Raw genomic sequence first — 12,919 nt, 5'->3', positions numbered from 1 at the left:
TTTTACTTTTTATAACCCCGTTTTTTTTTTTTTTTTTTGAGAAGTGACTATAATTTAAGTGTATTAAATATTAATAACAAAACGAAAAGAAACAAACCCATGAAAAAATACTTTTGAAAACATTTTTTAGTAACATCAAGTGCAATATCTGCATTAGCTTTATCTACAAGTTGTAGTAAAAGTACACAAGATACAAAGAAAGAACCCAATCCAACTCCAGATACAGATAAACAAACCGGTGATTCTAATAAACAAACTGGCGATTCCGGTTCTAATAACTCTCATACCGGAGGTTCTTCAAACGAAGGTAGTCTAGAAGATGTTCAAACCGAATTTGCTAAACCAAATTCAGGGAACGGAACAAATTTAAATATTCCAGGAAAACCAAACATTAGCGATGCTGAATATAAAGCCTTATCAACAGAGCAAAAAAATAAAGTTGACTTAGATGCTTATATTAATGTTTTAGGGGCAGAACTAACTAGAAGAGGAATTTACAATCCTAACTCCTTATATTCTGTGATTAACGAATCTGATGTAAATTCTTATGATCAAAAGGCTTCTCAAGCTGATCAACCTGATTACAAAAGTGCTTTATTAAGAAATTTTACCATTAATAAAAATGGTAAATTAGTACCTAATCCTCTAGGGTACAAGCTATCAGCTGCTTATTGAAATTCTACCGTTGGAAATAGAGGTCTTGCGAGATTTTTACCTAATGAGAAATATAGAGATATCGCTTTACAAAGTTTTGCAATTGCATTAACTAATCAAAATGATTTAATAAGCACCAATGATTCTCTAACTGAGCGTGGAACAGCTTGAATTATTGACTATGAACTAAATGACAACGGTTACCCAACTAAATGATATCTAGCTACAAACTTACACGTTGCTGAAGCCCTTAGAAAAACTACAAGTGATGGTGTTTATTCAAATGTTGTCGACTTGCAAAAAGAAAAGATTGAGTATGATAAAACCCAAAAAAGATTAGCTGAATTAATTGAAATTCATAATAAAATTGCTAAACCTTTTGATGACAGAATTGCTCAATCTGATGCCGAAATTGAACGTTTAAGAACTGAGCTTCGTAAAGAGGAAGTGGATGGTACACCTGAAAATGTTAAAAGATATGAGCAACTAATAAAAGAGCAACAAGAGTTGCAAGGTAATATTAATCAAGAAAAATTCGCCAAACTTGAAGAAGATTTCAACAAACAATATCTAGTTGAATACAACCAATTGCTTCAAGCCTCAGTTATTAAGGGAATAACTAAAAAAATTGTTTTAGAACACTTTAATGATGAATTACCAATAAAACAAGAATTAAGTACTAATGCAGAGGATTTCCGTATTGAAACTTTTGAATTAGATCCTTCTCAAGTAAAACTTGTTTACGGAGGAATTGATTTCTTAAAAACAAGTCCTAAAGATTATTTGGAAAACCCTAATAAATACCACAATGCTGAAGAAATCGCTGACTTTGCAGTCTTAGAAATTGACTTTAACAAGCCAGGTAAAAAACTTGGATATTGATCAAGAAAATTAAGTAGCTTTGTTGAAACAGCAACTGCTAGTGAATTAGCCCAAAGAGCAACCAGCAATTTTGCTAATTGAGATGCAAGTAGAAAATTCAAATTTGCAAGCTCATCTTTATACAAAGATTATGAAAAGAACAATCAAGAAAAGATTTCAGTTACACTCCAAGATGGTCGCTCAGTTAGCATTCCAAAAAGCAATGTTAATTTAATGGCATTAGGTTTCCCTAATTCAGCAAGTGATAATCAACTTGATGATTTAGCTAGATTTGGTAAAGAATCAATTTTACAAAACACTTCAAGTATTTGAGTTAATAAACCAATTTATCTAAATCCTAAAAAACAAGCAAGCGGAAGAATTACAACTGAAGAATACGGATCTGGTTTTTCTAAATCATTTGGAGTAAGAAACTTTTTATCACATCCAGGAATTAGTGATTACTTCATTACTTCACCGGTAATTGATGCTCAAAATAGTTTACCTTTCAATGCAGGAAACTTTAAAGATTCTACTTCTTCATATCAAGGTCCTTGATACTTTAACTATGGTTTAGGTTACACTCTGAACTCATGACAACCTCTTCAAGGTGCTTCAGGTTCAAGCGTTAGAACCATTGATAATCAAATTGTTGGTATTAACTTTGCTTCAAATGACAAAGAAGGTAACTCATTAACTTCTTTAGTACAAGCTTTTAGAAGTGAGGGAATTGATTATAAAGGAGCCTATGGTCCATATAAATTAGAACAATATGACCTAATTTATGGTGGAGGAAAAAATCAAAGAACATCTTATCGTCAAGCTCTAAACCAATACAAATCAAACATAAAAACATACTTATTCCCTAATGGGACTTCTGATGCTAATGTGCCAGAAGAATACAAATTTACAAAATAGGAGGTAAACATGATTAAAGCCAAAAAAGCAAAATTGCTTTTGAATATCATTCCTTTTGCTGCGGTTGCAGCAATTAGTGCTACTACAGCTATAATTGTTTATTCCTCAGTTAATAAAAACGAATCTAACAAAGCTTACATTGCGTCTCGTGCAATTAATTCTAATTTAATTGCTGATGCAATCAACACTAATTTAAATAACTCTTCAAACAAAGATAATAACTTAGAAAAATTAGAAAAAGTTAAAGAAACTGTTGTTGAAGCAGAACCTGTAGAAAAAACACCAGAAGCAGAACCAGCTCCTGCTCCAGAACCCGAACCAACACCCGAGCCTGAACCTGCCCCCGTTCCTGAACCTACACCTACACCAACTCCGGAACCTGAACCTGCTCCTCAACCAGCACCAGCTCCAAAACCAGAACCTATTCCTGAACCAGAGCCCGAACCTAAAAAACCAATTATAATTGCTGATAAACCAGTTGAGGAAAAACCTGCGGTAGAAATTCCGCCAGTTGAAAAAGTTGAAGAACCTCCTTTGGTATTAGAACCAAAAGAAGAACCTAAACCCCAACCTCAACCCGAGCCAGCTCCAGCCCCAGAACCTCAACCAGAACCTAAACCTGCGCCTGAGCCCGTTCCTGAACCTAAACCTGTTCCAAAAGCTACCGAGGGTGCAGCAGTAAAAATTGAATCGCTTCCTGATTTGGATTTTGCTAAATTAAAAAGTCCTAAAAATGGTGGTTCTATTTCAGAAGCAGAAAAAGCAGTTATTAAAAATTCATTAAACACTCTTAAAGCATTAAGTGTGAACATTCCTGCTCAGTGAACTGCTGAGCAAAGAGAGCAGCTTCACAACGCTTATGAAAAATTATATAAATATGAATTTGGTGGCGAAGACGTTCCTCCATACAATAAAGAATGAGTTGATAATTACTTTACTTTAATTCAAAATGATGGTAAAACAATGGAAAAAAAACTTAAAGCTCTAGGATTGGTTGGACCAAGAATTGTGCCAAATCAAAACCCAGCTTTAGATTTTAAAAATGCTATTGAATTATTCTCTAAAGAACTAGATGAAAGATTAGCTAATGGTTGAGTGCCTCATGTAGGTTTTGAAACATACAGTTTTGGAGTGTCTTGAGCATATGCTGATCCTTCTAAAAACGTTGTAAGAAATCATGCCATTGAATCTAACAAAAAAAGATATTTTGGATATGATAAAAGTCCACACCGTCGTGAAGATAATGACATTAAAAACAATAATTATCCTGGATGAGTTAAAACCGATGTGACATCAAATTACTCAGATTTAGGAGTTTCTAAATCAGATGGAATTGAAGTGTTACAATACAATCCTGAATCTGAATATGCTCGTACTACTGAAGCTGGAAAATCACCAAGATTTGTTGCTGTTTTAGATGCAGCTAATCCAAGTGGATATTCAAAATTCTTAAACTTTATTAAAGAATTAGGAAGAACCCCATTTAGAAAATTAGATGGAATTGTTATTAAAAATATGGGTAAATATGATCGAACACAAAAATTCGATCACATTCTTAGCCAAATTCCAGACACCGTTAAAAAATTGACCTTGATTTTTGAAGCGCGTGACACATCTTCATTAAGAGCTTTAAAAGACAAACACATTGAAGAGCTTGAAATTTATACTTCAAATGGCGCTTTAGATAAAGAATGAGCAATTAACCCTTATGCCTTAAGAGGGGTAAAATTCGTAAGTTTTGACTATGCACAACAAGGATACGGAACAATTGTTTTTAACAAACTTAAATTTGATGCTGAAGATAATCTAAGTACAATTAACGAAGCCTTTAGAATGGTATTTGATACTAGAAGTGGTGAAAGAATCTTCCAAGGAGCCTTTGGAGATGGTTCATGACCTACAAAATTAGACTTCTCAAATGTTCCTGCAATTAGAAGCTTAAAAGGAATGTTCTTAAATAATCGTGTCTTTAAAGAGTTAACTTTATATAATTCTACAAATGTATTTGAAGTGGATCTTGCAACACTTACTTCTCAACAATGATCAGCGTTATTAATTAAAGGACCTGAACGTCCTAAATTGTATTTCTCATCTCCAACATTAGTTAACACTTTATACTTCAAAGGTGATAGTGTTCCTGATAATTTCGGTAGAGATCTTTATGGACTAATTGAGTCTGGAAATTATCATTTCCAAACTATTTATGTAGATAATCAAGCTGTAGCTGATACTTTAAATAGTTCTCAAGCCTTTAGAACATTTAATAAACATGCAGTGGTAAAACCAGCTAACTTTAATGCCAACGGAGGAAATAGTGAAATCAGTTTCGATTAGTCCTAAATTCTTTTTCAATTTCAACAAAGAAAATATCCTTAAGTTAATTTCTTTTATTGCAACTTTTGCGATATTTTCTTTTTTTGTTTTGTTTTTTATTAGCAATTTACAATCAAATAAATTATTAGTAAATTGAAATAATATATTTAATTTTGAATCAGTGTCTAATCAATCATTTAACTTTTTAGTTTTAGGACACTTTGTAATATATTTAATTATTATTGGACTGAGTTTGTATAAGAGCATCTCAGTTATTCAGAAAAACAATTTTAAGTTTACTCATTATATTTATTGGTATGTTTCTTATTTACTTTTAAGCGTTATTGGTGCATCGATGATTTTTGTTGCACCAATAAATCAAGAATTTCGTCCATACACATTCTTTTATAAAAGTATGATTGTTCTAGCTTACTTTATTTTGAATTTAGCATATGAAATTCATGTTTTAGCATTTAAATACAAACGCTTAATTGTAACTAAAAGCTTAATAATTATTTTCGCACTAGAGCATCTTTTAAAAGCTATTTTAATTATTCTGGGATATGTTTGTTTACACATTTTCTTAAATTCCACTCAATCTAATAATTCATTATTTTTCAACAACAATTTAGTTGAACGAATTAACTTTTGAAAAACAGAAAAACCAGGTATTTATTTTGCAATTATTTTAGCAACAACAATGTTAATTATTTCAATTATTATTGTTGATTTTATTAAATATCAAAAACAACGTGAAAGTATAATTGCAAAAAAACAAAAAATATCAAACACATTAGCTTTTTGAGTGGCAACATTAATTTCTGTTTTTGCAAGTAGTGTTTACTCAATAGTTATTTTAAGTAAAAATAACTTACTAATCTCAAATGATAATTACGATTATTTATATTTGGCAATATTAATAATTTCATTTGTAGCTTTTGGAGTATTTTTAGCAGTACATTACTTAGTGGTTATTAAAAGAACTAATATTGGTGTTAAAAATTGAGTTAGAAACTTTGTTAATATAAGTTATATTTTAATTTTATTTTTATTGCTAATTAATTCATTATTAATTAATTCAAAAACTCAACAAATTAGCTCATTATTTTTAATTGCATTGTTAATTTCTCATTGTGGTTTTGTACTTAAAAATAAACATCACTTTGACACTATTACCATGAGCTCATATTTATTAGGTTTTCTACTTGGTGCTTTGGGGTTATTTGTAAATGTTTTTGAATTTGCAACTCTAAGTTTAGGTAACAATTCAATGATTTATCTAACTAAAAACATCTTTTATTCTGCTCAATTAACAATTGCAGCGCTAGTGATTGTATTTGTAAATATTATTCGTAAATCTCTAAGTAAAATTACTATTTTATTTGTTTGATTAACTATTTCAAAATTCAAAAAAATATCTAAAGGGGATAAAAATGCCTAGAAAACAAAAAATTAACTCACTAGAAGTTGAATACCAAAACATGATTTATGCCGATTATCATGCTTTAAAAAAATCTTCCTTTTTTGTGGATTTTGAAAAGTTGATAAACACCTTTGAAGTACAAGAAAACTTAAGTAAAACTTCTAATAAGTGAAAAAACATTTTAGCAAAAATTAATTCATTTAAAAAAGAACGCAAAAATGTTATTTTCACTAAATTCACTATCAGATGAAATCGAAATGAGAAATTCAGTTTAACACAATTGGTGCCTACTATTTCTTTAATTGATAGCAATTCATTAGATATAAACTTAAAAAACTCTTCAGATGAACAAGAAAATTACATTTTAGTCAAATTTAATGAATTTATCATTGATTTAATTGACAAAGGTTATATTTTAGAAATTTTTCAAGACACAATTTTACTCTTAGATAAATCTTCACGCAACTACAAGATTTTATTTAGTGAGGAGTTATTAAAAAATGAATCTCCAGAAAATTAAAGATAGAAAAAACAATTTAGCTAAAATTTATAAAATTGTTGAATCAAAGAAAAATATTACTCTTGTTAATATCTTAAAGCTTTCAAAAGAAATTTTATTTTACTTACAGAGATCAAATTTTTCCAAAAATTTAATCACCAGTTTAAATGAGAATTTCTCAATAAATAATTCATTTTTAATTCAAAATCCATTAATTAAATTTTCTAGATCCAAAAAAATATGAGTTTATGTCACCGAAGAAGAAAAATACGGAACCAACTCATATTCAAAACACCAAAAAACTTTGCATGAAAACGCCAATTTTAATGAAGATCTATTTATTTTAATTGGAGAAAAAGCGCAAAGTCTAAAAATAGAAAATTCTGACCAAATAATTTATCGCTCAGAAACAAATAACGTTAAAGAACTTGCAGAAATTCTTCCTAAATTAATTTTGAATGTTTTTAAAACAAATTCAATTGGAGAGTTAAATTTCGTTATTAATTCTTCCAAAATCAAGCAAAAGTATGTCACACTTTTTCCATTGGAAAAGAATAACTTTGAATTAACTTATTATTCGAATAAAAAAGATGATGTGTCAATTGATTTAAGTAAATTCAAAATTTATCCAGAACCAAATGTCTTTGTTGAATCGTTATTTGAACACTATTTAAGTTTTTCAACTATGTCATTATTGATGGAGTCTTCACTTGTTAAGGAAAAATATAATTTAGTAGCGCAAAATAAATCGCTTAATGATTTAGAAGAGAAAATTAGAATGAATAAAATCTTGTATTTAAGAACTAAAAAAGATCTTGAAATTGAAGAAATCTCAATTTTAAGTCCACAAAAAGATTTAATTCACCAGTCACAAGAGGTAAAAAATGTTTAAAGTAACATTCGTTTCTTCAAAAAATATTTCCAATTCAATTAATGTGTCTAAATTATATGTTAATGATTCATTAAAAGACAATTGAGTTCAAATAATGCCAAACACAATTGTTAGTTTTAAAAATATTTTAATCAAACTAGTTTTAGAAGATAAGGAACCTTACTATCTTTTAATTGATAATTTATTGCTTCAATTCAATGAAAAAGAAGCATTTATTTACTATGATACTGATTTAAAATCATTTATACAAACTGTTGATAAAAAATACCTTAAAGATTTAAAACTAAAACATTTATTAATCAAAGAAAAACTTAATAAAAATCGTCTTGGTAAAATTTTTAATTGAAATAGCATCGATCAAACTGAACATGAACTTTTAAAGAAAGAAGAATTTGATTTAAATGCTCAAATTTACTATTCTTTAATTAAGAAGGAGTTACCATGAAATTAAAACATTTGCTAATGCTTACTCCTGTCTCAACAATTGCAAGTTTGCCTTTAATCTCAGCTTCTCCAAATGATCCTTCAACTCCACCAACTCCTGAACAACCTCAAACTCCGCCTGATTTAAATAAAGTTAAACAAAAACAAACTCAATTAATTAAAGACGAGTTTCTAAAATCACTTAACAAAGTTCAAAGCGATCTTATTAATGCTATTAACAAAATTAATGATCTTAGTCCAAAACCTCTTTCAAGTGAATTGTTAGTAAAACAAGCATATTACAAAAAAGTAATTAACTATTTAGATTCTAATAAAGACAAAATTGTTGAAAATCCCTCAGCATATGGATTTGATTTTATTTTTCCAAGTTTATTAACTTCTCAAGATTTTTATTTTGGCGATATTAAATATAACAATGAAGATTTTACAAATTTAATGATTGGTAAAATTGCTCAAAATGACTATAAAATAACCGTTCCTTTACATGAAGGTAATGAAATTAAAATTGAAAATAAAGAATTAAGCAAGAATTCAATCAGTGAAGATGCAATTTTAAAAACCACTCAAACATATATTGAAAATCTAGCTGGAGAAGTTGAAAAAATCTTTGTAAATTCTAATGATGTTCCTAAATTCGAAACTGACACCGAATTTCAACTCCAAGATAATTCACAATATGATTTAAAAGTACCAAATAACTATGATACTTGAGATGCCTACATTAAAGAGAAAATTCAAAAAAGATTTTTAGCTTATGATTTAGAGCAAAATCAACAATTTAACGAACCTGAAGATCAACCACAAGATCCAACAGTTCCTATTCAACCGGTAATTTTAGATGAAGACGAAGTGGATCCGCTACCATTTGAAGTGAATTTAGAAAATGTTCCAAGACTAAGTCCGACATTAAATTTCGATATTCAAAACTTATCAAACCAAGAGGTTGTTAATTTATTTAAGGCTAATGAACAAGTATTTAACAAAAAAAATATTTGATGAGCCAATCCAATCCTTAGTTCTTTTGAATATAAAATTACAGATTTAAAAGTTGTTAATAATACTTTAACTGCAAGTGTTTCGTTAGTTGAAACAACCAATCCAAGCAATAGTACTCAATACGAAATAGCTGTTCAAAAATATGCTTCACAGCAAGAAAATGCAAGCTACAAGTTAGCTTTTGAAAATTTTAAAAAACAATACCAAATGCTTTTACAAGCCGTAGGGATTTCGGATAAATTAGATTATGCAGCAAGCGGAAATTCGAAAATTGCTCAATCTTTATTTAATCAAACTTTCTTAGCCGTTAAGTTAATTAACGACAAACATTTCTTAGAAATGCTTAGCAAAGTTATTGGTTCTTATGAAAAAAACACCAAAATAACTTTAAATAATGACACTCTTGAAAATGACGTAAAAAATGATTCTCTTTCACAAGAAAGCAAAGAATTTTTAACTAGCTCATTAACTGTGCAAGAAATTAATCAATACAAGTTCTATAACTATTTAGCTACTCAATATGAAAACTTGTATACTGATTTATTAAATCAAAATGCAAAAAACACACAAGTTATTGAACAAAACTTTAAGTTACTTAATTTGGATGAAAACAGACTTAAGTCAGCTTTTAAAACACTAAATACTAAGATTCGAAAATTCAAAACTATCGCAACTGAAAATAATCTATCTTTTGCTGATTATCAACAATATACTTTAGAACTTAAAGATATTCATACATCAATGTTAACAATAGGTACTTTAACTAAGAATGCACCTTTACAAGATTCTCAATCAGATGAAGCCAAATTATTCCTCGAAAGTTACAATAAATTAGAGTTAAATGCTCCAAAAACTTTAAATGCTAATGACTTTATTGTTATTGCGTTTGGAGTTGTAACTGTGCTTGGAGCATTGTTAATGGTACTTGTTTGATTAGTAAAACATTTTTGAAATAAAAAACAAATAAAGGATAAAAATGACAAATAAATTACAAATTACATCAGTTAATGATTATATTGTGGAAATCTCGGGTTCTCATAATTTTGCTCAAGGAGAATTTTTAGCTCTTAAAGATAATCCTCATGTTCAATTTATGGTTATTAGTGCCAAAGAAAATTCTGCATATTGTTTAGGAGTTAATAATTCAGTTAAATATGCTGTCGGTTCAGAAGTGACAACAAGTGTAAGAAGTTCACTTGTAAAAACTTCTTTAGAATATTTTGGAAAAGTAATTGATGTGCATGGTAATGTTTTATATCCAACTAAAACTGCCGCTCCTAAAAACTTTTTAACCCATCAATCACAAACTATTTCTGCTGAGAATCATTTAATGAATTATGAATTATTAGAAGAACAACTCAAAACAGGATACGCAATTATTGACTTACTAATTCCAATTGGTAAAGGTCAAAGAGAGTTAATTATTGGAGATCGCCAAACCGGTAAAAGTTTTATTGCTTTAAATACAATCATTAATCAAAAAAATAAAAACATCAAGTGTATTTATGTAGCAATTGGACAAACTCAAAATCAAGTTTCTTGAGTTTATCAAACTCTTAAAGAAAATGATGCTTTGGATTACACAATGATTATTAATGCTCCAGCCGAAACTCCTTTTGAGCAGTATTTAGCTCCTTATGTAGGAATGGCACATGCAGAAAACTTATCTTATGAAGATGATGTCTTGATTGTGTTTGATGATTTAACCAAACATGCTAATGTTTATAGAGAAATAGCCCTTTTAACTAATAAACCAATTGGTAAAGAAGCTTATCCAGGAGATATGTTTTATGCTCATGCACGTTTATTGGAAAGAAGTGGTAAATTTAAAAACCGTAAATCAATTACTGCTTTACCTATTTTACAAACCATTGACAATGACATTACTTCATTAATTGCTTCAAATGTTATTTCAATTACTGATGGACAAATTGTAACTAGCAGTGAATTATTTGCTTTAAATAAATACCCTGCAATAAACATTGATTTATCCGTTTCTCGGATTGGGACTAAATTACAAAATCCAATCACAGCACAAACCACCAAAACTATTAACACAATTTACCGTGCTTTTAAACGTCAAACAAAATTAGCTGCTTTAAAATACGATCTTAATGAAGAAGTAAATAACTTAATTATTTCGGGAATTCAAATTGAAAAATTGTTTAATCAAAAGGGAATTAGTTCTTATGATTCAATGGATTTATTTTTAACAGCACAAATTATTAAATACAATATTTTAAATAATTTAAAAGATAAAGAAATTCAACAAGCTATTGAATTCTTAATTGCTTTTGCTAAAGAAGATCAAGTATCAATTCAAATGGTTAATAATTTAATTAACAACTCCTTAAGTGATAAAAACGCTCCAAGAGATTACTTTGCATTTGTGCTTCATAGCTATTCAAATATGTTTAATTTAAATTGAAATATTGCTCTAAGTAAAGAATATTTAAATTTAAATCAATCTTTAATTACAAAAATTCACAAACAATTAACTGGAGGTAAATAATGAAAGGACAAATTACTAAAATCTGAAGTGATGTTTTAGAAATAACTTTTCCTAAGGGAGAATTACCTTTAGTTGATACATTAATAGTTGATAAGCACAATTCTGTTTTAATGGTTAAAAAAATCATTTCAAATACCGCAGTATTAGCCGTTATTGTTAAAAATAGAGGTGAATTTACTTTAAATGATGAAGTAAGTGCTTTAAATCATTCATTTATGGTACCAGTTGGAGCTTCTTCAAAAGGTTTAATTTTTGATGTTTTGGGAGAACCGCTTAACGCTAAACCTTCTAAAAACCTTAAATATGTCGAGATGAATTCAACTAGCAAAACTAACAACAATTACCAAGGTAAAGCCAAAATTCTTGAAACAGGAATTAAAGCAATTGATTTCTTTATCCCGATTCTGGATGGTTCAAAAATTGGTATTTTTGGAGGAGCCGGAGTTGGTAAAACAGTATTAATGAAAGAGATTATCTTCAACCTTTCAAAACAACAACAAAATACTTCTGCGATTTTTGTTGGTTCAGGAGAACGTTCAAGAGAAGCTATTGAACTTTATGAAGATCTTAAGGAATCAAATTTAATGGATTCCTCAGTAATGTATATTTCGAAAATGGATGAAAACCCTGGATCAAGAATGAGCATTGTTCCAGTAGGAATTACAGCTGCAGAATACTTAAGAGATACCCAAAAAGAAAATGTACTTCTGTTTGTGGATAATATCTTCCGTTTTATTCAAGCAGGAAACGAAACTTCTTCTTCATTAAATAAAAAACTTTCAGTTGGAGGATACCAATCAACTTTAAATACCGAGATCTCTCAAATTGAACAAAGAATTTATAGTAATGAAAATGGGTCAATTACTTCATTTCAAACTGTGTTTTTACCAATGGATGACTTATATGATCCTTCAGCGGTAGCGGTGTTTAACCACCTTAATGCTTCAATGTTTTTATCAAGAGACATTACAGCTAAAAACATTTTCCCTGCATTTGATCCATTAGCATCATCTTCAACTAACGTTAATCCAGAAATTTTAGGGCAACAACACTATGATGCTATTTTAGAGGCTAAATATGTGCTTCAAAAATACAAAGAACTTGAAGATGTTATGATTATTTTAGGATTTGATGAACTTGATGAAGATTCACAAATTATTGTTAAAAAAGCATTACAATTACAAAACTTCTTTTCTCAATCATTCTTTATGACAGAACACTTTAGACAAACACCAGGAGTTTTTGTACCAATGCAAAAAACAGTGGAATCAGTAATTAAAATTTTAAGTGGTAAGTATCTACATTTATCACCAGAACAATTTGCTTACATTGGTTCTACCGAAGAATTAGATAAATTGTAAAAATCCAGAAATGAGCATTGCTCATTTTTGTTTTATGTTAAGATTT

9 protein-coding genes are annotated in these 12,919 nt (G+C 29.0%); all 9 read left to right on the top strand.

Translation table 4 applies throughout. The features are described from left to right. Positions 1-99: 99 nt before the first annotated feature. The 9 genes from mip to EXC45_RS01520 are packed head-to-tail and all read left to right on the top strand — an operon-like array spanning position 100 to position 12,873. Positions 100-2,433, top strand: coding sequence for an Ig-specific serine endopeptidase MIP (mip, locus tag EXC45_RS01565; protein ID WP_051616933.1), 2,334 nt, complete (start codon positions 100-102; stop codon positions 2,431-2,433). Positions 2,434-2,442: 9 nt separating this feature from the next. Further along, positions 2,443-4,767, top strand: coding sequence for a putative immunoglobulin-blocking virulence protein (locus EXC45_RS01555; protein ID WP_165163201.1), 2,325 nt, complete (start codon positions 2,443-2,445; stop codon positions 4,765-4,767). Next, the gene (locus EXC45_RS01550) at positions 4,730-6,187 is read left to right on the top strand and encodes an MSC_0624 family F1-like ATPase-associated membrane protein (RefSeq protein WP_408634221.1); all 1,458 of its coding nucleotides are present in this window, start codon (positions 4,730-4,732) and stop codon (positions 6,185-6,187) included. Before EXC45_RS01555 ends, EXC45_RS01550 begins: the two co-directional genes overlap by 38 nt. Then, a complete protein-coding gene (locus EXC45_RS01545) occupies positions 6,180-6,689 on the top strand; it encodes an MSC_0623 family F1-like ATPase-associated protein (protein WP_036433859.1) in 510 nt (169 codons plus the stop codon). Before EXC45_RS01550 ends, EXC45_RS01545 begins: the two co-directional genes overlap by 8 nt. Continuing rightward, positions 6,670-7,560: an MSC_0622 family F1-like ATPase gamma subunit gene (locus EXC45_RS01540; RefSeq protein WP_036433861.1), complete on the top strand. Its 891-nt coding sequence runs from the start codon at positions 6,670-6,672 to the stop codon at positions 7,558-7,560. The genes EXC45_RS01545 and EXC45_RS01540 overlap by 20 nt, the downstream gene beginning before the upstream one ends. Beyond that, positions 7,553-8,011 (top strand): MSC_0621 family F1-like ATPase epsilon subunit, encoded by a 459-nt coding sequence (locus tag EXC45_RS01535; RefSeq protein WP_036433863.1) that lies wholly within the window; start codon positions 7,553-7,555, stop codon positions 8,009-8,011. Before EXC45_RS01540 ends, EXC45_RS01535 begins: the two co-directional genes overlap by 8 nt. Beyond that, the gene (locus EXC45_RS01530; RefSeq protein WP_036433865.1) at positions 8,002-9,987 is read left to right on the top strand and encodes an MSC_0620 family F1-like ATPase-associated subunit; all 1,986 of its coding nucleotides are present in this window, start codon (positions 8,002-8,004) and stop codon (positions 9,985-9,987) included. The genes EXC45_RS01535 and EXC45_RS01530 overlap by 10 nt, the downstream gene beginning before the upstream one ends. Next, the gene (locus EXC45_RS01525; protein WP_036433867.1) at positions 9,977-11,512 is read left to right on the top strand and encodes an MSC_0619 family F1-like ATPase alpha subunit; all 1,536 of its coding nucleotides are present in this window, start codon (positions 9,977-9,979) and stop codon (positions 11,510-11,512) included. Before EXC45_RS01530 ends, EXC45_RS01525 begins: the two co-directional genes overlap by 11 nt. Continuing rightward, positions 11,512-12,873, top strand: a complete 1,362-nt coding sequence (locus EXC45_RS01520) for an MSC_0618 family F1-like ATPase beta subunit (RefSeq protein ID WP_036433869.1) — start codon at positions 11,512-11,514, stop codon at positions 12,871-12,873. Before EXC45_RS01525 ends, EXC45_RS01520 begins: the two co-directional genes overlap by 1 nt. Positions 12,874-12,919: the final 46 nt, after the last annotated feature.

This window comes from Mycoplasmopsis columboralis (assembly GCF_900660675.1).
Classification (GTDB): domain Bacteria; phylum Bacillota_I; class Bacilli_A; order Mycoplasmatales; family Metamycoplasmataceae; genus Mycoplasmopsis; species Mycoplasmopsis columboralis.
The sequence above is the reverse complement of the archived record's forward strand: the minus strand, read 5'-3'. Positions and strand labels throughout refer to the sequence as shown.